The sequence below is a fragment of the Lactobacillus acetotolerans DSM 20749 = JCM 3825 genome (genome assembly GCF_001436775.1).
Taxonomy (GTDB): Bacteria; Bacillota; Bacilli; order Lactobacillales; family Lactobacillaceae; genus Lactobacillus; species Lactobacillus acetotolerans.
Genome location: NZ_AYZC01000026.1, coordinates 1 through 23,652, shown reverse-complemented (window position 1 = coordinate 23,652; position 23,652 = coordinate 1). Strand labels below are relative to the sequence as shown.

27 protein-coding genes and 2 tRNA genes are annotated in these 23,652 nt (G+C 36.1%); 7 read left to right on the top strand and 22 right to left on the bottom strand.

Annotation, left to right across the window (positions count from 1 at the left end):
* Positions 1-188 precede the first annotated feature (188 nt).
* The gene (gene ezrA / locus FC77_RS05130; RefSeq protein WP_056970412.1) at positions 189-1,904 is read right to left on the bottom strand and encodes a septation ring formation regulator EzrA; all 1,716 of its coding nucleotides are present in this window, start codon (positions 1,902-1,904) and stop codon (positions 189-191) included.
* 281 nt (positions 1,905-2,185) lie between these two features.
* On the opposite strand from ezrA, the gene rpsD reads away from it, so the two are divergent.
* The 5 genes from rpsD (at position 2,186) to FC77_RS05105 (ending at position 5,772) form a co-directional block, all read left to right on the top strand.
* Positions 2,186-2,797, top strand: coding sequence for a 30S ribosomal protein S4 (gene rpsD / locus FC77_RS05125; RefSeq protein WP_054681828.1), 612 nt, complete (start codon positions 2,186-2,188; stop codon positions 2,795-2,797).
* A gap of 70 nt (positions 2,798-2,867) precedes the next feature.
* The gene (locus FC77_RS05120) at positions 2,868-3,338 is read left to right on the top strand and encodes a YueI family protein (protein ID WP_056970410.1); all 471 of its coding nucleotides are present in this window, start codon (positions 2,868-2,870) and stop codon (positions 3,336-3,338) included.
* Entirely contained in the window at positions 3,338-4,654 is a 1,317-nt protein-coding gene (locus FC77_RS05115) for a replication-associated recombination protein A (protein ID WP_056970408.1), read from the top strand. Before FC77_RS05120 ends, FC77_RS05115 begins: the two co-directional genes overlap by 1 nt.
* 311 nt (positions 4,655-4,965) lie before the next feature.
* On the top strand, positions 4,966-5,247 hold the full coding sequence (locus FC77_RS08270; RefSeq protein WP_056970407.1) for a hypothetical protein: 282 nt from the start codon (positions 4,966-4,968) through the stop codon (positions 5,245-5,247).
* Positions 5,248-5,295: 48 nt separating this feature from the next.
* The gene (locus tag FC77_RS05105) at positions 5,296-5,772 is read left to right on the top strand and encodes a universal stress protein (RefSeq protein WP_054681827.1); all 477 of its coding nucleotides are present in this window, start codon (positions 5,296-5,298) and stop codon (positions 5,770-5,772) included.
* A 62-nt stretch (positions 5,773-5,834) separates the two neighbouring features.
* On the opposite strand, the gene FC77_RS05100 is transcribed toward FC77_RS05105, so the two are convergent.
* From FC77_RS05100 to FC77_RS05015, 18 genes are all read right to left on the bottom strand, one after another.
* Positions 5,835-7,028 (bottom strand): FtsW/RodA/SpoVE family cell cycle protein, encoded by a 1,194-nt coding sequence (locus FC77_RS05100; RefSeq protein ID WP_054681825.1) that lies wholly within the window; start codon positions 7,026-7,028, stop codon positions 5,835-5,837.
* Positions 7,029-7,045: 17 nt separating this feature from the next.
* The gene (locus FC77_RS05095; protein WP_056970405.1) at positions 7,046-7,273 is read right to left on the bottom strand and encodes a DUF2969 domain-containing protein; all 228 of its coding nucleotides are present in this window, start codon (positions 7,271-7,273) and stop codon (positions 7,046-7,048) included.
* An 8-nt stretch (positions 7,274-7,281) separates the two neighbouring features.
* Positions 7,282-7,575, bottom strand: coding sequence for a membrane protein insertion efficiency factor YidD (yidD, locus tag FC77_RS05090; protein WP_056970403.1), 294 nt, complete (start codon positions 7,573-7,575; stop codon positions 7,282-7,284).
* A gap of 14 nt (positions 7,576-7,589) precedes the next feature.
* Positions 7,590-8,579 (bottom strand): rod shape-determining protein, encoded by a 990-nt coding sequence (gene mreB, locus FC77_RS05085; RefSeq protein ID WP_056970397.1) that lies wholly within the window; start codon positions 8,577-8,579, stop codon positions 7,590-7,592.
* An 82-nt stretch (positions 8,580-8,661) separates the two neighbouring features.
* Positions 8,662-8,892 (bottom strand): DUF1146 family protein, encoded by a 231-nt coding sequence (locus FC77_RS05080; protein WP_054681823.1) that lies wholly within the window; start codon positions 8,890-8,892, stop codon positions 8,662-8,664.
* A 73-nt stretch (positions 8,893-8,965) separates the two neighbouring features.
* Complete coding sequence (locus FC77_RS05075) at positions 8,966-9,403, bottom strand: F0F1 ATP synthase subunit epsilon (protein WP_054681821.1); 438 nt, start codon at positions 9,401-9,403, stop codon at positions 8,966-8,968.
* A gap of 11 nt (positions 9,404-9,414) precedes the next feature.
* Positions 9,415-10,854 (bottom strand): F0F1 ATP synthase subunit beta, encoded by a 1,440-nt coding sequence (atpD, locus tag FC77_RS05070; RefSeq protein ID WP_056970396.1) that lies wholly within the window; start codon positions 10,852-10,854, stop codon positions 9,415-9,417.
* A 23-nt stretch (positions 10,855-10,877) separates the two neighbouring features.
* Positions 10,878-11,840 (bottom strand): F0F1 ATP synthase subunit gamma, encoded by a 963-nt coding sequence (locus FC77_RS05065; RefSeq protein ID WP_056970395.1) that lies wholly within the window; start codon positions 11,838-11,840, stop codon positions 10,878-10,880.
* 9 nt (positions 11,841-11,849) lie between these two features.
* The gene (gene atpA, locus FC77_RS05060) at positions 11,850-13,361 is read right to left on the bottom strand and encodes a F0F1 ATP synthase subunit alpha (RefSeq protein ID WP_056970394.1); all 1,512 of its coding nucleotides are present in this window, start codon (positions 13,359-13,361) and stop codon (positions 11,850-11,852) included.
* 14 nt (positions 13,362-13,375) lie between these two features.
* On the bottom strand, positions 13,376-13,924 hold the full coding sequence (gene atpH, locus FC77_RS05055; protein WP_056970393.1) for an ATP synthase F1 subunit delta: 549 nt from the start codon (positions 13,922-13,924) through the stop codon (positions 13,376-13,378).
* Positions 13,924-14,433 (bottom strand): F0F1 ATP synthase subunit B, encoded by a 510-nt coding sequence (gene atpF, locus FC77_RS05050; protein ID WP_056970392.1) that lies wholly within the window; start codon positions 14,431-14,433, stop codon positions 13,924-13,926. The genes atpH and atpF overlap by 1 nt, the downstream gene beginning before the upstream one ends.
* A 49-nt stretch (positions 14,434-14,482) precedes the next feature.
* Complete coding sequence (gene atpE / locus FC77_RS05045) at positions 14,483-14,707, bottom strand: F0F1 ATP synthase subunit C (protein ID WP_054681819.1); 225 nt, start codon at positions 14,705-14,707, stop codon at positions 14,483-14,485.
* Between the two features lie 27 nt (positions 14,708-14,734).
* Positions 14,735-15,448 (bottom strand): F0F1 ATP synthase subunit A, encoded by a 714-nt coding sequence (gene atpB, locus FC77_RS05040; protein WP_056970391.1) that lies wholly within the window; start codon positions 15,446-15,448, stop codon positions 14,735-14,737.
* 120 nt (positions 15,449-15,568) lie between these two features.
* A complete protein-coding gene (gene upp / locus FC77_RS05035; RefSeq protein ID WP_056970390.1) occupies positions 15,569-16,198 on the bottom strand; it encodes a uracil phosphoribosyltransferase in 630 nt (209 codons plus the stop codon).
* A gap of 88 nt (positions 16,199-16,286) precedes the next feature.
* On the bottom strand, positions 16,287-17,288 hold the full coding sequence (locus tag FC77_RS05030; RefSeq protein ID WP_056970389.1) for an L-threonylcarbamoyladenylate synthase: 1,002 nt from the start codon (positions 17,286-17,288) through the stop codon (positions 16,287-16,289).
* Complete coding sequence (prmC, locus tag FC77_RS05025) at positions 17,288-18,130, bottom strand: peptide chain release factor N(5)-glutamine methyltransferase (RefSeq protein WP_056970388.1); 843 nt, start codon at positions 18,128-18,130, stop codon at positions 17,288-17,290. Before prmC ends, FC77_RS05030 begins: the two co-directional genes overlap by 1 nt.
* Positions 18,123-19,211, bottom strand: coding sequence for a peptide chain release factor 1 (gene prfA, locus FC77_RS05020; RefSeq protein WP_056970387.1), 1,089 nt, complete (start codon positions 19,209-19,211; stop codon positions 18,123-18,125). The genes prmC and prfA overlap by 8 nt, the downstream gene beginning before the upstream one ends.
* 17 nt (positions 19,212-19,228) lie before the next feature.
* The gene (locus FC77_RS05015; RefSeq protein ID WP_056970386.1) at positions 19,229-19,828 is read right to left on the bottom strand and encodes a thymidine kinase; all 600 of its coding nucleotides are present in this window, start codon (positions 19,826-19,828) and stop codon (positions 19,229-19,231) included.
* Between the two features lie 145 nt (positions 19,829-19,973).
* Here FC77_RS05015 and FC77_RS05010 point away from each other — a divergent pair, with 145 nt between their 5' ends.
* Complete coding sequence (locus tag FC77_RS05010) at positions 19,974-21,326, top strand: Mur ligase family protein (RefSeq protein WP_056970385.1); 1,353 nt, start codon at positions 19,974-19,976, stop codon at positions 21,324-21,326.
* A gap of 64 nt (positions 21,327-21,390) precedes the next feature.
* Here FC77_RS05010 and FC77_RS05005 read toward each other — a convergent pair whose 3' ends face one another.
* The 3 genes from FC77_RS05005 to FC77_RS04995 all read right to left on the bottom strand — a co-directional run bounded on the left by FC77_RS05005 (position 21,391) and on the right by FC77_RS04995 (position 22,461).
* On the bottom strand, positions 21,391-22,083 hold the full coding sequence (locus FC77_RS05005) for a hypothetical protein (RefSeq protein ID WP_056970384.1): 693 nt from the start codon (positions 22,081-22,083) through the stop codon (positions 21,391-21,393).
* A 225-nt stretch (positions 22,084-22,308) separates the two neighbouring features.
* Positions 22,309-22,380, bottom strand: a tRNA-Gln gene (locus FC77_RS05000).
* 9 nt (positions 22,381-22,389) lie between these two features.
* Positions 22,390-22,461: transfer RNA gene (locus tag FC77_RS04995), tRNA-Glu, on the bottom strand.
* A gap of 101 nt (positions 22,462-22,562) precedes the next feature.
* On the opposite strand from FC77_RS04995, the gene FC77_RS04990 reads away from it, so the two are divergent.
* On the top strand, positions 22,563-23,573 hold the full coding sequence (locus FC77_RS04990; RefSeq protein ID WP_056970383.1) for a serine hydrolase domain-containing protein: 1,011 nt from the start codon (positions 22,563-22,565) through the stop codon (positions 23,571-23,573).
* Positions 23,574-23,652 lie beyond the last annotated feature (79 nt).

Here is a 23,652-nt window from a genome sequence, read left to right as displayed (position 1 = left end):
TAAAGAAAATAAATTAAGCCAAATCATTAATATGACTTGACTTAGAGTAGAAAAAAGACGCCTTAACTGAATAATTTCAATTCAATTAAGACGTCATTAGTTTTCTAACAAACAATTATAAATACGAACGTCATCACAATATTAATTTCAAATTATTATAGCATCCAAATAATTAAATACAAATCTGCTTATTTATTATTTTTATCGGAATAATAAAGATTCTCTAACCGTTGATATGAGCCCGGTTCTACCTTTTCAATTGCAGTCGCAATCGTATCTAACGCTTCTTTATAATTATAATCTTGACTATAAAGTTTCATCGTCTTTTCTTGCGCCTGCTTAATTGAATCCTTAGATGAATATTTATTGGAATATTGCATTGTCAATTCAACCAAATCAGCAGAATTAATAATGTCATCAGCCTCTCTCTTCAGGCGTTCAACATCATCAGAAATTTGAATCAATTCATCAGAAATTCTTTCCATATTAATTCTAACTTGACTCAGTTCATCACTAACATGACCAATTTCGTTAACGACTAATGTATACATCTGAACAAAAGCATCAGGGTTGCCTGGCAATTTTCTTCGTTCAAGGCGCCGATAAACTAATGACACTTCCTGCTTAAATTGATTAACTGAATCGTTGGCAACATTTTCCGAATCATACAATCCATCGACATCCTGAGACATCTTTTTCTGCTCGTCATCAATTTCTCTAAGCCGGTCAAGCATTGCAAGCCATGAATCCTTAATTTCAGAATAAACGCCCTTACCATCGGCAATATTCTGCGTATCAATGGTATACTGCCGGTTCATGTCATTTACTTCTTCCTCAAGGTGTTTACTTTTATCCAATTCACCGTGAGTCAATTCATAGCTTTCATCAATATGTTGCATTTTTTCAACAAGCCTCTTAGATTCAACTTGTTGATGAGAAATCAACTTAAGCATTTTAGCCTGATTATTTTTAACAAACGGGCGTGCCTTATACTCTTTTCCTAAAACATCATATAAATTGTCAATTTCTTTCTTAATCTTTTTATTTTTTTCTGCCAATTTTTTAACATTTAAGTTAGCCAAAAGGTCTCTAGCATCATCAATTTGGTCATGAATAGACTTTATTTCATTTAAGACATTCACTTCAGAAATATAATATTTATCTGAAACCATTTTCTTATAGGTAGTAGACAATTCACGTAATTGATCTTGGAAAACTGTATCTAATTGGTGACGCCCCTCTTTTAATTTAGGTAACTGTTCTTTTAAGGAAGTAAGTGTCATCTTAATCTTTGACAATACCCGCTTTGCTTCAACGTGATCACCTTGAGACGACAAATTCTTTGCTTCAGCAAAATCATTTTCCATTGTCGTCAATTCATTTTCTATTTGGTCTAAAGCAGCCCCATAATCAAATGAATCTGCTAAAACCATTTTACGGATATCATGATAGTCTTTAATTAAACTATCATACTGAATCTGATTTCCCCGGTTAGATTCCAATAATTCTGTAAAAACGTCCTTAGTATTCTTTGCATCATCAAAGGTAGTTTTAATAATTCCTTGGGCTTTTCTAATGTTCTTACGCGCTTTAAATAAATGGTAATGCGTATTTTGGTCAGCTGCTTTTTCTACTAGATGCTGAACCTCAGGAAGCTTTTTTGTTGAAGCCTCTTGGTAGCTTTTGCGCCAAGTCTTCAAAGTAGTTAAACTTTCTCCGGCTAAATCCATTTTATCCAGTCGGTCTATATCTTGCCCAAGATGCATTTTTCCTATCTTATTCATTGTATCGTCAATTGCAATGATTTCACGCAATTGCCGACGGTTCATAATAAGCATAAATGCAATGACTAGTATTACTATTAAAATTATTGCAATTATAATTAGAGATTGAATTGATGACATGCTTTCTCCTCCGAAACTACCATAATTATACCAAACGAATGTAAAAAACGGGATAAAACACAAGCTTTTTCTTGATTTATTCTCAATATCTTTATACAATATAGTTTGTGTAAAATATTTGCAGCTATAAGTGACAAGAACGTCAACATCTTAATACGCTATTAGTGAATGAGTAACCCACGCTGCAACAGGCGAAAATGGAAATTAAGATGCACGAATGTTGAACTTATGTGTAATATTTTACTCCAAAAACTGTTATCAGATTTTATTGGAGGATTTTTATGTCAAGATATACAGGTCCAAGTTGGAAACGTTCAAGAAGATTAGGTATCTCACTTTCAGGTACTGGCAAGGAAATTAGTCGTCGTAACTATGCCCCTGGCCAACACGGTCCTAACAGTCGTGGTCGTTTGTCCGAATATGGTCAACAATTACACGAAAAGCAAAAGTTACGTTGGATGTACGGTTTAAATGAACGTCAATTCAGAACTTTATTCCGTCGTGCCGGCAAGATCCGTGAAGGTAAACATGGTATCAACTTTATGATTTTACTTGAACGCCGTTTGGATAATATCGTTTATCGTCTTGGCTTAGCTACTACTAGAGAACAAGCTAGACAGTTAGTCAATCACGGTCACGTTACTGTTGATGGAAAACGTGTTGACATTCCTTCATATGAAGTTAAAGTTGGTCAAACTATTAGCTTAAAGGAAAAGTCAAAAGACTTACAGCAAGTTAAAGATGCTTTGGATGCTGTTGCATCTCGCCCATCATTTGTTTCATTTGATGACAACAAGATGGAAGGTACCCTTGTACGTTTACCAGAACGTGATGAAATGGAACCAGAAATTAACGAAGCCCTTGTCGTTGAATACTACAACAAGTTACTTTAATTTCTATGTTTTATTCAAAAGCCCTTTCCCCTTCGGGAAGGGCTTTTTGTTATTTAAGAGGTAATTTATTATGGCTGATGATTTAAATAAAAGAGTTGAAAATGCAGCTCAGGGGATAACCCCGCAAACTAAACCAGATGAAAGAAGACGCTATCTCGGGTCTTTAAGAGAACGGGTCTTGGTTAGAATGGATAATACTGAAGTTAAAAATCCCAAATTAACTAACCTATTTTTAAAGCATATCTTAGACTACAAGGGATATTCTGTTCTAATTAACGGCAATGTTAATGATGATTTCTTAGGTAAAGTAGAAGCAGCTTGTAGCAAATACAGTATCCCCTTTACTTTAGTGAACAATGAAACTGCCAGAACCGGCGCAAAAGATACTGCTATTTTGGTTGTAGCTAAAACTGCTATTAACAAAATGAGAATTGAAATCGGTCAGGTATACGCACCTGAAATGCCTAAGGAAGAACTCGACCAACCAAAAAACAAGAAAAAAACTAGCTTTTGGCACCGGCTTTTTCATGGAGATCGATAATGAAACCTTTAGCATATCGTATGCGGCCAAAGAACTTAGATGAAATAGTTGGACAGCAACACTTAATTGGACCCGGTAAAATCATCCGTAGAATGGTTGAAGCCCGACTCCTGTCCTCTATGATTCTTTATGGTCCGCCTGGTATTGGTAAAACTAGTATTGCTAGTGCTATTGCAGGCTCTACTAAATATGCCTTCAGAAAGCTCAACGCCGCTACTGATAGCAAGAAGCAATTAGAACAGGTCGCTGAAGAAGGCAAAATGAGTGGTACGGTCATCCTACTTTTAGATGAAATTCACCGCTTAGACAAAAAGAAGCAGGATTTCTTACTCCCACTGCTTGAATCTGGTCAAATAATTTTAATTGGTGCCACTACCGAAAATCCGTATATCTCTATTTCCCCTGCTATTCGTTCCCGCTGCCAAATTTTCGAATTAAAACCCTTGTCAACCAAAGATGCTGCTACAGCAATTGACCGTGCTCTAACAGATAAGGAAAATGGTTTGGGTAAATACAACGTTTCCCTAACAGAAGATGCAGAAAAGCTTTTAATTGAAAAAGGTAATGGGGACCTCAGAGCAACGCTAAATGGACTCGAACTCGCTGTTTTATCTACTAAGCAAGAATTAAAAGATGCAGGTAAAAAAGATTCAGATTTTAAGATTGACCAAAAAGAAATGGCCGATTCTATCCAAATGAAGAGTCAAAACTTCGATGCTAAAGGTGATGGTCACTATGACCTCGTTTCTGCCTTTCAAAAATCAATTAGGGGATCTGATGTAGATGCCTCACTCTACTATCTTGCCCGTTTAGTCGAATCAGGAGATTTAATTTCTATCTGCCGCCGTCTTAGTGTTATTGCCTATGAAGATATTGGTCTGGCAAACCCAGCCGCTGCTCAACATGCATTTGTGGCTATTCAAGCAGCGCAAACATTAGGTTTCCCAGAGGCAAGGATTCCATTAGCCAATGCCGTAATTGAACTTGCCCTCTCCCCTAAGAGTAATAGTGCTATGAAGGGAATTGATAAAGCTTTAAGTGACGTGCGCCACAAAAAGACTGGTTCAATTCCTGCCGACTTAAAGGATGCACATTATTCTGGAGCAAAAAAATTAGGACATGGCAATGGTTATATTTATCCTCACGCATATCCGAATGATTGGATTGCTCAGCAATATCTACCAGACAAATTAATTGGCACACAGTATTTTGACCCTAAAGGCAATTCTAAAATCGAAAAGGGCTTGAAAAAGCAGTATCAAATTTTGCGAAAAATGCAAGCAGAAAAGCTTAACAAAGTCAAGAGGGACAAGTAATTCCACAATTTTTATTTTCTTGACAAGCAAAGCAAGTTTGGGTAATATAAGAAGTGATCTGAGTTGATCGACTAGTTTAAATGTATAAAGTTGACCGATCAAACTATTAGACGTGAGAGTTGATAAGTAACTACCGAATCGGAATACTGTCATTGTACAGGATCCATATTCGCTGCGATATCAGCTCAAATTTTGGACACTGCGGGTTCAACAAGCGTCATTGTGCTATGTTATTCAACTCGGATTTCTTTAGAAATTTAACAGGAAACGGTCTTTTGACCGTTTCTTTTTTATTGGAGCATTTTATTCAAATGGCTATTAAAATTATAATGGGGATTTTTATTATTGTCCTTTTATTTACCTCTTATTATATGTGGCACAACCGAAACGATCATTTTTTGATTTATAACACCGATAACAATCCCAAATTTACTATTATACTTACCTGGACTTCGATTGCTTTACTGTTTGAGAGTATTCTAGGTGTCCTTTTATTATTTTTAACCAATAAATATATGAACCTCATCACCCTACTTTTAAGTACTTTAACAATTTTAATTTTTAGTCTATTAATTAACCAAAAGAATGATTAATTTCTAGTAAATTTTGGTAAAATAGAAGTAGAAAGAGGTGCTTAGAAGATGTTGAAACAATACCAACATATTCAGGTTTCTGTTGATGGTTCAAAAGAAGCTGATTTAGCCTTCAGCAAAGCTGTAGGCATAGCTAAACGCAACGGAGCAACATTAGAAATCTTACATGTTATTGATACCCGTTCCTTCCAAAATGTTTCTAGCTTTGATTCAGCAATGGTTGAACAAGTCTCGAGCGATGCTAAAAACAAAATGGAAAAATATTATGATCGTGCAACTAAAGCTGGAGTGAAAGAAGTTCACTTTTCAATTGAATTTGGTTCACCAAAAACTATTATTGCCCATGAATTTCCGAAGAAACACAACATTGATTTAATTGTTGTTGGCGCTACCGGTCTTAATGCGGTTGAACGTTTACTAATCGGTAGTGTTACGGAATATGTAACTAGAACTGCTGATTGTGACATTTTGGTATGTAGAACTAAAGAAGTTGAAGATGCACTTAATGACCACAAAGACAACTAAAAATAGCTATAATAAAAGCTTTCAAGTTTAAACTTGAAAGCTTTTATTTTTTTCTTCAAATATTAAAAGTCGCCAGCGGTACTGAACATATAATCCTTATTATGAAACTTCATTGACAAAATCATTCCAATACCCATCATATTTCCAATTAAAGCAGAACCACCTTGAGAAACAAATGGCAAAGGAATACCGGTCAGTGGAAGCAAATCAATACTCATTCCAATATTTTCAAACACGTGGAATAAAATCATCATAATAACTCCAGTAGAAATATAGGAATAGAAAGCATTTTTAGTATCAAAAGTGATACGAACCATTTGAATAATCAGATAAAGATAAATTAAAATGACTGCCACACTGCCGACAAAGCCAAAGGTTTCACCAACTACGGAATAAACCATATCTGAGCCACGGACTGGAACATAAACATTTACTTTTCCAAAACCATTTCCAAAAAGCTGGCCAGAACCAATTGCTTGCATACTCTGCCACAATTGGTAGGCTCCTTTGGAAGTATCAGTTGCTGGACTCAACCACGATTTAATCCTTTCAAATTGATATGCCTGAAAGAAATGGCTAAGCATTGACTGCCCACCAGGTGTGGCAACTAGCAAAATTATTCCTGCCCCTAATACGAACACTATTCCGTATAAAGGGAGGATAATTTTCCAAGAAATACCTGAAACTAAAATTACACCACCAACGATAGCGATGAAAACTAACATAGTCCCAAAGTCATTTTGAAATTTTAATAGGATTGCGATTGGTGCCAGCCAAGCAAGAATCTTGCCTAACAAAAGCCAATCATTCTTAATCGTATGAACATACCGCTGATTATGATCATGAACCACTCTAGCCAGCATTAATATAAACGCTGGCTTCATAATTTCTGATGGTTGAAAAGACAATGGCCCGAGCTTAAACCAACTCTTCGCACCAGTATCGGCTGCCACACTCCTATTATATAAAAACAGGACGGCAATCAATAGAATTATACCAATTGCATAAATATACGGCGCGATTTTAAATAATTGTTCAGCATCAAATTGCATTACGAAAACTACAATTGCAATTGAAACAACATACCATAAACCTTGCATTAAAATAGCCTTAAGTGGGCTACCCATGTGACTAGGATCATTAACCGCTGCTACATAAATTGAATATAAACCAATGATTGCTAAAGCAATTACTGGAATAACTATATTCCAAGCAATTCGATCTACCAGACTTGTTTTATTCTCTACTTTTACCATTAATAATCACTACTTAATTATTTCTCATGTAAAGTAAAATATGAAAGTAAATCATTAATACTACTTTCTAAACTTTTATCAAACAAAACATTGTTAGTTTTGGTGGTAGTTGCGCGATATTTGCCATTAATTTTTTCAATTAAACCAATCGATTTTTTGTTAGGAATAATAACTTCCCAAGTGGGAATGCTTTTATCCTTAAGTTCATTTACTTCAATATCAATATTCTCTAGTTTTTTAGACATATTCCCTCCTACTTGTTATCCGGATGAAATTTTCTTGCAATTATTGCATCCTCATATCTCTCCGGATGGGGATTTCGAAAAATAGTGAATTTATCAGGTACGGGATCCACCCCACCACGTACAAACGGATTACACCTCAAAATACGACAAATTCCCATGATCAACCCCAAAAATGGTCCATGCTTTTTTAAAGCATCAATCATATAAGCTGAACAAGTGGGATAATATCGACAACTTTTTGGTAAAATTGGTGAAATAAATTTCTGATAAATACGGACTAAAAAAATCAAAATCTTACGCAAGTAAAACTCCTCATTTAATGACGTTGATGTTTTTCTATATTCTTAAGTAAGACTCCTGTACCATTAGCTACCGCCTCAAGTGGATGATCAGCAGTTAAAACTGGAACTTTTAAGTAATATGAAATTAATTTATCAATATTCTTAAGTAAAGCTCCACCACCAGTTAGCATAATACCACGATCGATAATATCAGCTGACAATTCAGGTGGGGTCTTCTCAAGTACTTCCTTAGTCGCCGCAACAATAGACATTAAACCATTATGTAATGCTTCTTGAATTTCAGGAGCCGTTACAGTTGTTTGCTTTGGCAATCCATCTACTACATCACGACCACGAACGGTAATGCTTGCATCCTTGTCAGGTTCAAAAGCACTACCAATTTCAATTTTAATCTGCTCAGCAGTACGAGAACCGATCAACAAATTATGCTTATTCTTAATATAAGAAATAACTGCTTGGTTCATCCTATCACCGGCATACCGCATTGATTGACTAGTTACAATTTCACCCATAGACAAAACCGCAATATCGGTAGTACCACCACCAATATCAATAACCATGTTGCCTTGAGGCTTGAAAATATCAAGTCCAGCACCAACAGCAGCAACCTTAGGTTCAAAATCTAAGTATACTTTGCCGCCACCAGATTTTTCAGCTGCCTGAATAATAGCCTTTTGCTCAATTGAAGTAACACCTGTTGGTGCACAGATCAAAATATTAGGCTTTGACATAAAGCCCTTAACGTTTAATTTTTCAATAAAATATGACAGCATTGCTTCGGTAATATCAAAATCAGCAATAACACCATTTTTTAATGGTCGTATTACCCGGATATTGCCTGGCGTTCTACCTACCATCTTGTATGCTTCTGTACCAACTGCAACTACATTATTTGTACTCGTATTAACAGCAACAACAGATGGCTCATTTAACACAATACCTTTTCCAGAGACATTGATAAGTACATTTGCTGTCCCTAAATCAATTCCTATATCTCGTGCCACGATAACCCTCCATAAATATTCAACGTTTATTTTACCATAAAAGGACAAACGATGCCCTTAGTATTAACGTTTTTAATAAGTCTTAAAAGAAATTACTTAATTGCAAAGATGTGTCAATTAAAGTTATAAAGAATTTCCCAACTAAAAAGCCTAATGCAATCGCAGTAAACAAAAGAAAAATTTGAGCTTCAAAAACTCTGCCTTTCTTAATAAATTTTTCTATCCTTATTGCTTTAACAGATTGAAATGAAAGGCCAATTGTAATCAAGTAAATAACTATACTAATAATCGCATGAACACCTAGCTGAAACATTCTTATTTCTCACTTTTCCAATTAAACAAAAACGGGTGCACCTTCGTGCATCCGTTTAAAAATTCAGATTTATTTACTTCTTCGACTTGTAAACACTAATTCTATTTACAGCTCGCCTCAATGCAATCTGAGCTCTTTCTAATGATCGTCGATCATGCTTTTCTTTAGCTACTTTTAGACGCTTTGTAGCACGTTCCTTGGCAGCCTCCGCACGAGAAACATCAATGTTTCTAGCACGTTCAGCGCTGTCAGCAATAATGGTAACTGTATTATTTGAAAATTCCAGATAGCCACCATTAACCGCAATATGATCAATAATCTGATTCATTTCCTGACTGCGCTTAACTCTTACTTCGCCAATAGCAAGCGGTGTCAAAATTGGTAAGTGATTGTACATGATTGAACGTGCACCATCAATCGCCCGCATTTCAATAATACTTGCACGGTGAGAATAAGTCATACCATCAGGAGTTATAACATTTACCTTAAAAAGTTTTTCTGGATCTGCCATTTGACGTCACCCTACTTTTCTAGCAATGCTTTAGCTTCTGGATCACTTGGGGTAACACCCATCTTTTGTGCCTTCTTCAAGACATCTTCGATTGGTCCAACACCACGAAAGGCATCTTCTGGTAAATCATCAAGGTGACCGTCTAAAATCATCTTAAATCCTTTAAGCGTATCCTTAATCGGAACATATGAACCAGGCACACCTGTAAATTGCTCAGCAACAAAGAAGTTCTGTGATAAGAAGAATTGAATCTTACGGGCACGGCCAACAATGACCTTTTCTTCGTCAGACAATTCATCCATACCTAAAACAGAAATAATGTCTTGCAATTCATGATAGCGTTGCAATACATGTTGTACACGAGTAGCAATTTCATAGTGTTCTTTCCCAACAACTTCTGGGTCAAGAGCACTTGAAGTAGATTCAAGCGGATCAACAGCTGGGTAAATACCTTCCTCAACTAGGCTACGTTCCAGATTAGTGGTGGCATCCAAGTGAGCAAAAGTAGTAGCCGGAGCTGGGTCAGTATAGTCATCAGCAGGGACATAAACGGCTTGAATTGAAGTAATTGAACCCTTCTTGGTAGAAGTGATTCTTTCCTGCAATTGACCCATTTCAGTAGCCAAAGTAGGCTGATAACCTACGGCACTTGGCATACGTCCGAGCAATGCCGAAACTTCTGAACCAGCCTGCGTAAACCTAAAGATATTGTCAATGAAGAGTAATACATCTTGACCTTCAACATCTCTAAAGTATTCAGCAAGCGTTAATCCAGTTAATGCTACACGCATTCTGGCACCAGGCGGTTCGTTCATCTGACCAAAGACCATGGCAGTTTTGCTTAAGACGCCTGATTTTTTCATTTCGAAGTAAAGATCATTACCTTCACGAGTTCTTTCACCAACACCAGTAAATACGGAAATACCACCATGTTCTTGAGCAATATTGTGAATTAACTCCTGAATAATAGTAGTCTTACCAACACCGGCACCGCCGAACAAACCGACTTTACCACCTCGCAGGTATGGCTCAAGTAAGTCAATGACTTTAATACCAGTTTCAAGAACTTCTCTGCTCGTAGTTAAATCCTTATACTTAGGAGCCGATCTGTGAATACTCATACGACGATGATCTTTTGGAAACGCTGGACCATTATCAATTGGTTGACCTAAAACGTTAAATACACGTCCTAGAGTATCTTCACCAACAGGTACAGAGATCGGACCACCTGTATCTTCGACTTTCATTCCGCGCCGAAGACCGTTGGTAGATTCCATCGAGATTGTTCTTAAAACTCCATCACCAAGCTCAAGCGTAACTTCAAGTACAATCGAATCATCTTTTGACTTGATGACGCGAAGAGCATTGTTAATATCAGGTAGGTCTTTATTAAGTGGAAATTTAACATCGACGACTGGGCCAATTACTTGAACAACTTTACCTTCACTCAAAACATCTACCTCCTTTTCTCTAATTATTTCAAGGCATTTGCACCACTGACAATTTCGGTAATTTCAGTAGTGATTTGTGCCTGTCTTGCACGGTTTAATTTAGTAGTTAAACTAGATACCAAATCATCAACATTGTCTGTCGCACTTTGCATAGCAGTCATTGAACTAGCATGCTCAGCCGTTTTTGCATCCAAAATAGCACCGTAAATTGTTGAACGTGCATATTGTGGAAGTAAAGTCGTTAAGACAGTATTAATATCAGGTTCGATTTCATATTCTATATCTTTATGAGCTTTAGCTTCCTTAACACCAATATCTAAATCAATGATAGGCAACATTTTTTCAACTCGAAACGCAGAAGAAAGTGTATTGATATGATGAATATAACAAACATACAATTCATCATAAACTCCATTCAAATACATTTTAATCGCGGTTGAAACAATTGGTAAAACTTCCTGGAAAGTTGGGACGTCAGTGATATTGTTATTTTCATAAACAACATTTAAATTATTTTTCTTAAAAAATTGTGCACCAACTGATCCTACAGCTAGAATTTTTACATCCTTATTTTCAGCTTTGGAATCTTCAAATAAACTCATCATGTTCTTCAGAACAGAACTATTGTAAGAGCCAACCAATCCACGGTCCCCAGTAATAACTAAATATCCAGAGGACTTAATTTTCTTACGTTCTTGAATTAAATCTAAAGTAATACCTAAGCCAAAAACATCACTATAATCAATTTTAGCAATATTATTTTCATCAACCGTTACATTTTCTTTATGTAACTGATTGACTACTTGCATACTCATTAAGCGTGATAATGTACGCCTTACTTGATTATTATAAACTGTATAACCTTTATCCCTTTTTTGAGTTTGGCTTAACTTAGCGGCTGAAACCATCCTCATTGCTTCAGTAATTTTACCAGTCTGTTGAACTGAGGCTATCTTTCTCTTCAACGCAAGTGAAGATGCAGGCATAACTACCTCCTAGTTCTTACTTGGTGAAAAACTATCTGTAAATTTTTCAACAGCAGTTTGTAACTTCTTTTTATCTGGCAATTCACCAGTCTTGCGAATGTGCTCTAAAAGGTCTTCATGACTACTATCAAAGTTATCAAGGAGCTCTTTTTCATAACGAGCAATATTTTCAACTGGGATTGAATCAAGATAACCATGCGTCAAGGCATAAAAGATTATAACTTGCTTTTCAATTGAAATTGGATCATGAAGTGGTTGCTTCAAAACTTCAACAATTCTACGACCACGATTCAACTTAGATTGAGTGGCTTGATCCAAATCACTACCAAATTGCGCAAAACTTTCCAGTTCATGATATGCAGCAAGGTCAGTACGTAAAGTACCAGCGACTTCCTTCATAGCCTTGATCTGAGCGTTACCACCAACACGAGAAACTGAGTTACCAGCATCAACAGCCGGACGATTTCCTGCAAAGAACATATCACTTTGTAAGAAAATCTGACCATCAGTAATAGAAATTACGTTAGTTGGAATATATGCAGAAATATCTCCTGCTTCAGTTTGAATGATTGGTAAAGCTGTCATTGATCCACCACCCAGTTTGTCGTTTAGCTTAGCACTGCGTTCAAGTAAACGTGAGTGTAAATAAAAGACATCGCCTGGATAGGCTTCACGACCAGGTGGTCTACGAAGTAGCAAGGAAAGTTCACGGTAAGCAACGGCTTGCTTGGATAGATCGTCAAATACGATCAATACGTCCTTCCCATTGTACATAAATTCTTCACCCATAGCAGTACCGGCATATGGTGCTATATATAGCATTGGTGCTGGTTCACTTGGGCCGGCTTCAACAACGATGGTATAATCCATCGCACCGAAGTGCTTTAAAGTTTCCACTTGCGCTCTGACAGTTGATTCCTTTTGCCCAATGAAAACATAGATACAAGTTACATTTTGACCTTTTTGGTTCAGAATCGTATCAATTGCTAAACTAGTTTTACCAGTCTTACGGTCACCAATAATCAATTCACGCTGTCCACGACCAATTGGAACTAAAGCATCGATAGCTTTAATACCAGTTTGAAGTGGTTGTTTAACTGACTGACGATCCATAACTCCTGGGGCTGGGGCTTCAATTGGACGAGTTTTTTTCGTATCAATCTTACCCAAACCATCAATAGGCTGGCCTAAAGGGTTTACAACTCTACCGACTAATTCGTCCCCAACTGGAACTCGCATAATTTGACCGGTTCGTCTAACCTTGTCGCCTTCACGAATATCGTCAAAATTACCTAAAATAATGATACCAACATCATCAGTTTCTAGGTTTTGTGCAATACCGTAAGAACCATTTTCAAATTCCAATAACTCATTAGCTAAAACATTATTCAGTCCGTGAGCCCGGGCGATACCATCACCTATGTAAGTTACGACACCAACTTCATTGATATCGATCTTATTATCATAGTGCTCAAGTTGTTGCTTGATCAGAGAGCTAATTTCTTCTGCTTTAATGCTCAATGGTTTCACCTCTTTTAATCATTATTAATTAACTGCGCACGGATCTTTGTCAGTTTATTCTTTACTGAGCCATCGATCACGCGGTCCTTCACTTGGAGAATCACGCCGCCTAAAATACTTGGATCAACTTGATTCTTAAGACGCACAGCATTTAAATTATATTTCTTTGCATAGCTTTCACTTAAATGCTTAAGTTGATCAGGATCTAATTTTACTGCCGTAATAGCAGTCCCAGATGTGATCGACTTAGCATCGTCATAAAGGTCATTGAAACGATTGATAATATCAAGCAAATTTCCAAAGCGATTATATTCAAGCAATAAATTTAAGAAAGCTTGCACTTCTTTTGAGAATCCCTGTTCAATTACCGACAAAGATTTCTTCTTTTCATCACCATTTAATATAGGATCGCTCAAAATTGTAAGAATTCTTGGATTAGCTTGAACAGCTTTTTTTAATTCCTGTAAATCATCATATACAGTTTCCAAAGCCCTCATGTCCTGCGCATAACCAAACAAAGCACTGCCATAACGGTTGGCAATTTCTTCTCTACTTAAAGCCATTAATCATCCAACCCCTTAATGAATTGGTCAACTAAATCTTTTTGATCTTTAGCAGATAAATTCTTAGAAATTACCTTTTCTGCAATTGCTACAGAAATATCCGCAACCTGGCCACGTGCATCATTGATTGCATCAGTCTTAGCTTGTTTAGCTTCAACCTCTGCTTTCTTATGAATTGAAGTGGCGTTTTCGTTAGCATCCGCTACTATTTTGCTGCTAGTTTTTTGCACATTAGCCTTTGCATCAGAAATAATCTTAGTTGCTTCTTGCCTTGAATTCTTCAAAGCAGCTTCTCGCTCATTAGCCAAAGTTTCGGCTTTTTTGCGATTGCTTGCAGCTGAATCTAAATCTCCAATGACCTTCTGCCGCCTTTTTTCCATCATCTTGGAGACTGGGCCCCAAGCATAATGCTTAACCAAAAGCAACAAAAGAGCAAAAACTATAAGATACCAAATAGCATTACCTAAATAGATATGATATGAGGCTGCAAATAATGTTTGAAATGTCATTTACTGCCCTTCTCTCTTTTTTAATCTAATTCTTTCTTTATCGATCAAATTAAAGGAAGAGAATCAAGAAAGCAATAACGATAGCCAAGATAGGAACGGCTTCGATCAACCCAACACCGATAAACATAGTTGATCTTAAATTACCGGCACTCTCAGGTTGACGAGCCATACTTTCGACAGTTTTAGTGATAACTTTACCGTTACCCCAAGATGCAGCTAAGGCTGCAGCACCAGCTGCAATAGCTGCGGAAAGATATTTAAAAGCTTCTGACATAAATAAACCTCCAAAAAATTATTAAAATTATTCTTTAGTAACCTTTCTCCCAATGTATACCATTGACAAAGTTACGAAAACATATGCCTGGATGGAGCCAATGAAGACAGAGAAAGCTTGCCAAATCATAGCCAATGGAGCTGCTAAAATCATTGTTGGAAGGCCAAAACTTACAGCCAAACGATTACCAATCAATGTTAATAAAACTTCACCGGCATAAATATTACCGTACAAACGTAAGGATAAAGTTAAAAAGTTAGTTATTTCTTCAATTATATTAATTGGAAATAGAAAACCAACAGGTGAAGCATAATTACGCCAGTAACCACCAACACCAAACTTTTGCATTCCAAACGTAAACGATAAAAGCAAGGTCATCATTGCAAACGACATTGTCGTTACTGGATCAGCAGTTGGTGATTTAACAACTGTCCAGTCACCAACTTTGACTTCCATGAACAAACCTAGCATATTCATGAACCAAATAAAGAGAAATAGAACAAAAGCATAAAGGGATAGGTGTTTTTGCGCGTCTTCATCACTGACATTGTCTTTAACAATACCGTCGGTAAAATCGAGCAGATATTCTATCACATTTTGTCTTTTGTTTGGTTTCATTTCAACTTTACGTGAGAGCCAAATACAGACAAACAAAACCACAAGTGCCATTAGGGTTGAACCAATGATCCCAGTGAGATCAAAGCTCAAGCCTAAGAACTTGAAAACAAACGATTTCTCCAATACTTCGTGACCTCCCTTCTTGTGCTGAATAAACTCGAACACGTTTCCCATATTAACACCAATAAATTATTTTGTGAAAATTGTAAGCGTATTTAAATTCTTATTTATTAGAAGGATAAATTACTTAGTACCAAATAATCTATCGCCGGCATCACCTAAACCTGGGTAAATATAACCGTTAGGTAATAACTTATCATCTTCAGCCGCTGTATAAATGTCAACATCCGGGTTAGCCTTTTGAACTGCCTTAACACCTTCTGGTGCAGCTACCAAAACGGCTAAACGGATTTTCTTAACATTACGCTTTTTCAAAGCACCGATTGCCATATTTGCCGAACCACCAGTGGCAAGCATTGGGTCAACTATCAGACATTCACGTTCAGCTACATCTTTGGGCATTTTAACAAAATACTCATGGGGCTTAAGCGTCTTTTCATCACGATACATTCCAATAACGCCAACTTTAGCTGAAGGAACCATCTCTAAAACACCGTTAAGCATTCCCATGCCGGCACGTAAAATTGGCACAATGGTCATTTTCTTACCAGCAATCTCTTTTTGGGTTGTTTTACCAATAGGTGTTTCAATTTCAACATCTTTTAATGGTAAATCTCTAGTGATTTCGTAGGTCATAAGACCACCGATTTCACCGACAATTCTACGAAATTCATTCGAACCAGTTTCCTTACGCCGAATGATTGTCAATTTGTGTTGAATCAACGGATGATCCAATATTGTGAACTTACCCATATTTTCCTCCTATTAGAATAATTATATCCATAAGGTATTTTAATCAAAATGGCAAAGGGTTTAAAGCCCTTTGCCATTTATTTTTTATCTATACATTTAAATGATGACCGGCAGCAGCTTTATTAAGACGGTTCATATAAGCTAAACTGCTTTCACCATCGCTAAATCCTTGAACATAAATATGCTTAATATTAGCTTTATCATCAAAATAACGTAAACTGCTAAACAAATTATGATCAGCATCCGTTAAATTATTACCTAGGTTAAATTTGTTTTCATCCGGTAAATCAATTTTACCAAGCTCACCTTTAAGTGCAGCCACACCCGTTTCATTATTTAAATCAATCTTAGCAAAATCATCTGCATGATCAACTACAGTAACTGGTGCACTTGGTGCATAATGGCGATACTTCATCCCTGGAGCCTTAGGAACTTCCTTATCAGATACCTTACCTGAATTAATGCGTACCTTTTCTCCTAGAACTTTACTAAGCTCATCAGGGGTAATCTTACCTGGACGAAGCACAACCGGATTTTTAACAGACAAATCAATAATGGTAGATTCAAGGCCAACCTTGGTCGGACCATCATCAATAATTCCTGCAATTTTACCTTTTAAGTCATGATAAACATGTTGAGCGGTCGTTGGACTTGGTTTAGTAGAAGTATTAGCTGAAGGCCCCACGATCGGGTAACCTAATTTAGCAATCAAATCGTGTGTCAATTTATCATCAGGACAACGAAATGCAGCAGTTGGCAACCCACCAGTAACAGCCTTTGGAAGAGCACCTTTTTTAACAAATAATAACAAAGTTAAAGGACCTGGCCAAAATTGATTAATCAATTTTTTGGCACGCTCTGGCACTTTCTCTACATACCTAGACATCATTTCTTCGCCAGAAACAGTAACAATGAGTGGATTATCACTAGGACGGCCCTTGGCAGCATAAACACTCTTTACTGCTTTTTCATTAGTTGCGATTGCACCTAATCCGTACACTGTCTCAGTGGGGAAAGCTACTAACTCACCCTTTGCCAATAATTTAACAGCATCATCTAATTGATCTTTAGAAAAAATCTTTGTTTCCATTATTTCTTCCACTTTCCATAAACCATACGTGGCTTCCCAGCCATATCATTTTTAAACGTCAAATCAAAATCAGGTAATTCTTTTGCAAATAAACTTTCAAGCTGCTCTTTTTCACTGAAACCATATTCTAAGAAAAACTCACCATGACTATTTAAGTGTTCACGGACCTGCTTTGCAAATTTTTTATAGAAATTCATTCCATCTTTTCCACCGAATAAGGCTTTTTTAGGCTCGTTTTGCAAAACATTTTGGTCCATGTCCTTCTCCTCATCATCTTTGATGTACGGCGGATTAGAAATTATTTTGTCAAACTTTTCAAGTCCAATTAAAATATTGACTTTACGCACAGTCACATCCAGTTTGTAAGTTAAGAAATTTTCTTCACAGGTTCGTAAAGCTGAGTCGGTAATGTCTGAAGCATAAAGATCTAGATTTTTAATCCCCTTTTTTTCAGCTTCTTTACCTAGAGCAACGGTAATACACCCTGATCCAGTTCCTATATCAAGAATTTTTTCACCAGAATGAAGGTGTTTCAATGCCCATTCGACTAACTCCTCAGTTTCAAACCGAGGTATCAACACCCCTGGTTGGACCATAATTTTATAACCTAAAAACCATGCATAACCCAAGATATATTGAGGAGAAATACCTTTGGCAAGCTTCTTAATATCTTTACGAGCTTGCTTTACCTGCTTATCATCTAAGACCATGTCACGTTTTATTTGAAATTCACTTGGCGTTAGTCCCAATCTTTCAGAAAGAACATAATCAATGTCCTCTGGACGGGCATTTTCAGCCGTTTCACCAGCTTGGATTCGTAAATCTTTTAAAGTTTTAAGCATTCTTATCAGCCAACTCCTCTAATTGCTTAGTTTGGTTATAGAGAATTAAAGCGTCGATTATCTCATCAAGGTCGCCATTCATTACCTTATCAAGCTTATTAATAGTCAAACCAATCCTGTGATCGGTAACCCTATTCTGTGGGTAATTATAAGTCCTGATTCTTTCAGAACGATCACCGGTACCGACGGCATTCTTTCTTTTTTCGTCATATTTATTACGGTGCTGACTTTCATAATAATCGTAAACACGTGATTTTAGAATCTGCATAGCCTTCACACGGTTCTGCTGCTGACTACGCTGATCTTGCATAGCAACAACAATGCCAGTTGGAATGTGGGTCATTCTAACGGCACTCGAAGTCTTGTTAATGTGCTGACCACCAGCACCACTAGAACGGTAAACATCAACTCGAATATCCTTAGGATCTATATCGATGTCAACCTGCTTATATTCTGGCATAACCGCAACAGTTGCGGTTGAGGTATGAACACGCCCTTGCGATTCGGTTGCCGGAATTCTTTGTACCCGGTGAGCACCGTTTTCATATTTAAGCTTAGAATAAACTTTTTTACCAGTGATCATAATCGCAACTCGCTTATAACCACCAACTTCTGTTGGCTCGCTATCGATAATTGAGGTCTTCCAGCCTTGACGCTCAGCGTACTTTTCGTACATTCTAAACAAATCCCCGGCAAAAAGTGAGGCTTCATCCCCACCGGCAGCACCTCGAATTTCCATAATGATATCGTTATCATCATTTGGATCCTTCGGCAGCATCAAAATTTTAATTTGATCCTCTAATTTACTAATCTCTTTTTTTAGATCTTCATCTTCATCTTTAGCCATTTCAACTAAATCAGGATCATTTTCGCCAGAGATAATTTCTTTGTTATCTTTAATTTCTTTCTTATCAGCTTTATATTTTTTATACTTTTGAACAATCTCGCGCAAATCTGCTTCTTCTTTTGAAACTTTCATGTAACGTTTCGTATCATTAATAACTTCCGGATCAGCCATCATTTCCTGGAGTTCTTCATAATGTGCAACTAAGCCTTCCAGTTGCTCCATAATTTTATCCATAACTTACTTTTTCCTCTCTACCTATTCTGACCTGGGTGAAAATAATGAAAACGACAAACTGGGTAGTAACTTTCATCCCCACCAATTTGGACTTGTTCGCCTTCATAAACAGGCTGTTTATTATTGATTCGTAAATTCATGGTTGCCTTATGACCACAAAAATGACAAATAGTTTTCATTTCTTCTATTTTATCAGCATAAATCAATAAATTTTCACTGCCTTCAAATAAATGGTTTTGAAAATCATTTTTTAAACCAAAAGTCATCACAGGTATTTTTAAATCATCAACTATTCTGGCACACTCTAAAACATGGTGCTTTTTTAAAAATTGTGCTTCATCGATAAGGACACAGACCAGTTTACCATTACCTTCAGCCTCATCTTTTTTATTTTTATTACTAATATAATCAAACAGATTTAACTTTGCATCTACCGGTATAGCCTTACGGTGAAGACCTATCCTCGATGCAACAGTGCCAACACCGTTTCGATTATCAATGCCACTGGTCATCAAAGCAATTTTACGTCCTTGCGCCTCATAATTATGCGCAACTTTTAAGATTTCAATTGTTTTACCACTACTCATTGCACCGTAGCGAAAAAATAACTGTGCCATTTTATTCCCCTTTTATTTAAAAATATATCCGCTTAACTAGTATAGATGAAAAATGAATTTTGTGCAGTTAAATAGACGCCAAAAACTCGTTTTCAAACTGGCTCTATGCTATAGTTGATTTTGGTTTTTAAAGTGAGGGATAAATATGAGTCTAAAATCAGGAATTGCTAAATTTGCTGGAAAATCAAGTTATTGGTTCCTTCATAATGTTCTTAAGGGGGGAACCAGTTTCCCTGGTGAATTTGCGATGAAAATTGATCCTGAAGTTCTTAGTTCGCTAGGTCAGGGTTACGAAACAGTTATTGTCACCGGAACTAATGGTAAGACAATGACTACGGCACTAATCGTTGAAATTTTACGCAAAAAGTACGGTGATATATTAACCAATCCATCTGGTTCTAATATGTTACAAGGCATTGTCACCGCATTCTTAGCACATAAAAATAAAAAAGCTAAGCGGAAAATTGCCGTACTTGAAGTTGATGAGGCTAACATAAAGATGGTTTCTAAATTACTTCATCCAAGTGTGTTCGTATTAACCAACATCTTCCGTGATCAAATGGATCGTTACGGTGAAATTTACACAACTTACGACAAGATTGTTAACGGGATTAAGTTAGCACCTGACGCAACTATTATTGCCAATGGTGATGCCAGTATTTTTTCATCTGTTAAGTTGCCAAATAAAAAAATCTTTTATGGTTTTAAATTAGCAGACGATAAAAAAGAAAATGATTTTAAAGCACCTGTAAACACAGATGGTGTCTTATGTCCGAGATGTGATCACATTTTGCATTACCACGAACGTATTTATGCAAACTTAGGTGATTTCTTCTGCCCTAACTGTGGCTACCACAGACCGAATTTAACTTATACAGTTAATAAAATTATTAAGCAAACACCTAATAGCCTTAAATTTCAAATGGGTAATCGGGATTATTCAATTAATATCGGTGGTACCTACAATATTTATAATGCGTTAACTGCTTATTCAGTTGCTCGCTACTTTGGTTTGACTGATGATGAAGTTGCACAAGCTTTCGAAGAAAACAAGAGAATTTTCGGTCGGCAAGAATTAATTAAATATAATGGTAAACAAATCGATTTAATCTTAGTCAAGAATCCGGTTGGATTAGACGAAGTTTTACACATGCTTAATACTGAAAAAGATAACTATTCTTTAGTCGCTTTGCTTAATGCCAACCATGCCGATGGAATCGATACGTCATGGATATGGGATGCAGACTTTGAAGGATTAGATAAGAAAAAAGTTAAGCGGCTTTTAGTCGGAGGTCAACGTTGGCACGATATGGGCTTTAGATTAGAGGTAGCTGGTTTCGATCCAGGTAAAATGGTCACTACAACTGATGATGACAGTTTAATAGAAGAACTTGATAAATTGCCTACTAAGAAGGTTTATATCTTGTCTACTTACACTGCTCTATTATCACTTCGTAAAGCAATGGCCGAAAAGAAGATCATTAAAGCTGGAATGTAATTAATAAAATTTAAAAGATCAAAAAAGTCATAAATACTATTGAATTAGTATCTATGGCTTATTTTTACTGAAATATATCATAATGCATTAATTCTAATTTTTCTTTCTTTTGCTGCCTTTCTTTTTCTTTTATCTTTTTTAAAGCATATTTATACATATCAAGTATAGGATACAAAATCGTTGCAAAATACGTAAAATATATTATAAGCAATGTATAATTACCTATTTTAAGCATCCCTACACATACTACTGCTGCTTCTAATATACTTTTAAGGGTTTCAACAATAAATATAGTATCTTTTCGTTTTAAAATATTTTCCCAAACAAAGCAAAAATAATATATCCATATCGTAATAGCAGATAAAAAAAGAATAAGGAAATTAGAAATTTTGTGTATAAAAAATCCAATATTATCACCATCAACAATAGTTATGCTAACACTACAAATGAAAACTATACTCCATACGGTGAAGATACTAATTGTTATTACATCAAATAAATGATTTTTTAGCCTCTTTTTTTTAAAAAAGGTTTCAGCAGATTCAGTAAGAAATTTAAGAACATCCAAAATCATAATAATAAACATTATAAGTATTACAAAAAGCATAATGCATAATAACCATATCGGTATATTTTTTACTTCATCTAATATAATAGAAAATATACCAGTAATAATAGTAAATAATATTACATATATAAAATTACTAAATGGTTTCTTAAATATAGTTGTAATTAAAGATAGTATCTTTTCTTTCATTTTAGATCCTCTCTAAATATTTAATATTATACAATAAAATTAAATATTTTTATCCCAATTTAGTTAAATATCTAAGATTAGCCCACTTGTACGTCAAAATTGAAATATGAAGTTTTACATGAAGTTTTTTTAGCCGTTTTCAGCTAATTTTAAAAAACTTCCAAAATCAAAAACACCTTTATATCAAGCTTCAAAGCAATTGACATAAAGGTGAAATCCTATTTATTGGGATATCCGGGCTCGAACCGAAACATCCAGGAACCAGAAACCTGCGCCTTACCATTTGGCTATATCCCACTAATAAAATCGCCCGTACGAGAATTGAACTCGTAACTCCATCTTGAGAGGGTGGCGTCTTAACCATTTGACCAACGGGCAAAATCAACATTTAATATTATGCTTGTTAAAAATATCATTGTCAAGTTGTTTTGTTTATAATAAAACGTAGCACAAACAATTATGAAAGATAGATATTAATAATGATTGATTATTCAACAACACAAACTCTAATTGAATCTATGGTTTCTGAACGAATCGTTCCAGGAGTTAATTATGCTTTTATCAAAGGTAAACAAACTTTTACCTCAACAATCGGCTTTGCCAGCATTTATCCTAAAGTTACCCAATTAAGTCCATTTGCTGAATATGACCTAGCCAGCCTAACCAAAGTTCTGGCAACCGAAAATGTACTTTTAAAACTATACGATCAAGGTAAAATAAATTTCACAGAACCATTACATAGTTTTATACCCGAATTCAAAGATGAACGGGTTAGGCTTTATCATTTATTTACCCATACTAGCGGTATCCGTGGCTGGATTCCCCACCGTGATGAACTAAGCCATGATCAACTAATTAATGCGATTATTCATTTACCCGTTACCGATGAATTTGAAAAAAAGATGCGTTATGCTGACACAAATTTCGTTTTATTGGGGCTCGTAATTAAAAAAATTTTTGGCGAACCTGTTCAAGAAGTAGCTACAAAAGAAGTATTTAATCCTATGGGACTTAAACACACAACTTTCCATCCCAAGAAAGCTGATTGTGTCCCCACAGCCATTATTAATGGTCATGTGCTACAAGGTATCCCACATGATCCTAAAGCACGCCAATTAGGCAGTGATTGCGGTTCTGCAGGCTTATTTTCAACAATGGATGATCTAATAGCAATTGGTAAAGGCTATCTTGGATTAAATCAACATATTCTGCCCTATAGCCAAGATACCGTTAGCAAATTATATGAAAATAAAAATTTACCCGGTATTAAGCCCCGATCATGGGGATGGGACCTCCGCTTCGATCCGCAATACCACTACCCAATCATTCTTCATACGGGGTACACAGGTACCCTGATCATTCTAGATCGATTGAAGAAATCTGGTCTGGTTCTTTTGACCAACAGAGTACACCCAACTGGCCATAATTTAGTATTTTTAGCAGCACGTGAAAGAATCATTCAAAGTTTTCTAAAAGAAAATGACAACTAAAAAAGCAGTTCAATTGAACTGCCTGAAGTTAACCCCCTGAACTAGACGAAGAGTCTAATCCAGGAGGTCTTTTTATATG

Coding starts and splice junctions, on each gene's coding strand:
- ezrA (WP_056970412.1), bottom strand. CDS start 1,904: ATGTCATCAATTCAATCTCTAATTATAATTGCAATAATTTTAATAGTA.
- rpsD (WP_054681828.1), top strand. CDS start 2,186: ATGTCAAGATATACAGGTCCAAGTTGGAAACGTTCAAGAAGATTAGGT.
- FC77_RS05120 (WP_056970410.1), top strand. CDS start 2,868: ATGGCTGATGATTTAAATAAAAGAGTTGAAAATGCAGCTCAGGGGATA.
- FC77_RS05115 (WP_056970408.1), top strand. CDS start 3,338: ATGAAACCTTTAGCATATCGTATGCGGCCAAAGAACTTAGATGAAATA.
- FC77_RS08270 (WP_056970407.1), top strand. CDS start 4,966: ATGGCTATTAAAATTATAATGGGGATTTTTATTATTGTCCTTTTATTT.
- FC77_RS05105 (WP_054681827.1), top strand. CDS start 5,296: ATGTTGAAACAATACCAACATATTCAGGTTTCTGTTGATGGTTCAAAA.
- FC77_RS05100 (WP_054681825.1), bottom strand. CDS start 7,028: ATGGTAAAAGTAGAGAATAAAACAAGTCTGGTAGATCGAATTGCTTGG.
- FC77_RS05095 (WP_056970405.1), bottom strand. CDS start 7,273: ATGTCTAAAAAACTAGAGAATATTGATATTGAAGTAAATGAACTTAAG.
- FC77_RS05080 (WP_054681823.1), bottom strand. CDS start 8,892: ATGTTTCAGCTAGGTGTTCATGCGATTATTAGTATAGTTATTTACTTG.
- FC77_RS05075 (WP_054681821.1), bottom strand. CDS start 9,403: ATGGCAGATCCAGAAAAACTTTTTAAGGTAAATGTTATAACTCCTGAT.
- FC77_RS05065 (WP_056970395.1), bottom strand. CDS start 11,840: ATGCCTGCATCTTCACTTGCGTTGAAGAGAAAGATAGCCTCAGTTCAA.
- atpH (WP_056970393.1), bottom strand. CDS start 13,924: ATGGCTTTAAGTAGAGAAGAAATTGCCAACCGTTATGGCAGTGCTTTG.
- atpF (WP_056970392.1), bottom strand. CDS start 14,433: ATGACATTTCAAACATTATTTGCAGCCTCATATCATATCTATTTAGGT.
- atpE (WP_054681819.1), bottom strand. CDS start 14,707: ATGTCAGAAGCTTTTAAATATCTTTCCGCAGCTATTGCAGCTGGTGCT.
- upp (WP_056970390.1), bottom strand. CDS start 16,198: ATGGGTAAGTTCACAATATTGGATCATCCGTTGATTCAACACAAATTG.
- FC77_RS05030 (WP_056970389.1), bottom strand. CDS start 17,288: ATGGAAACAAAGATTTTTTCTAAAGATCAATTAGATGATGCTGTTAAA.
- prmC (WP_056970388.1), bottom strand. CDS start 18,130: ATGCTTAAAACTTTAAAAGATTTACGAATCCAAGCTGGTGAAACGGCT.
- prfA (WP_056970387.1), bottom strand. CDS start 19,211: ATGGATAAAATTATGGAGCAACTGGAAGGCTTAGTTGCACATTATGAA.
- FC77_RS05015 (WP_056970386.1), bottom strand. CDS start 19,828: ATGGCACAGTTATTTTTTCGCTACGGTGCAATGAGTAGTGGTAAAACA.
- FC77_RS05010 (WP_056970385.1), top strand. CDS start 19,974: ATGAGTCTAAAATCAGGAATTGCTAAATTTGCTGGAAAATCAAGTTAT.
- FC77_RS05005 (WP_056970384.1), bottom strand. CDS start 22,083: ATGAAAGAAAAGATACTATCTTTAATTACAACTATATTTAAGAAACCA.
- FC77_RS04990 (WP_056970383.1), top strand. CDS start 22,563: ATGATTGATTATTCAACAACACAAACTCTAATTGAATCTATGGTTTCT.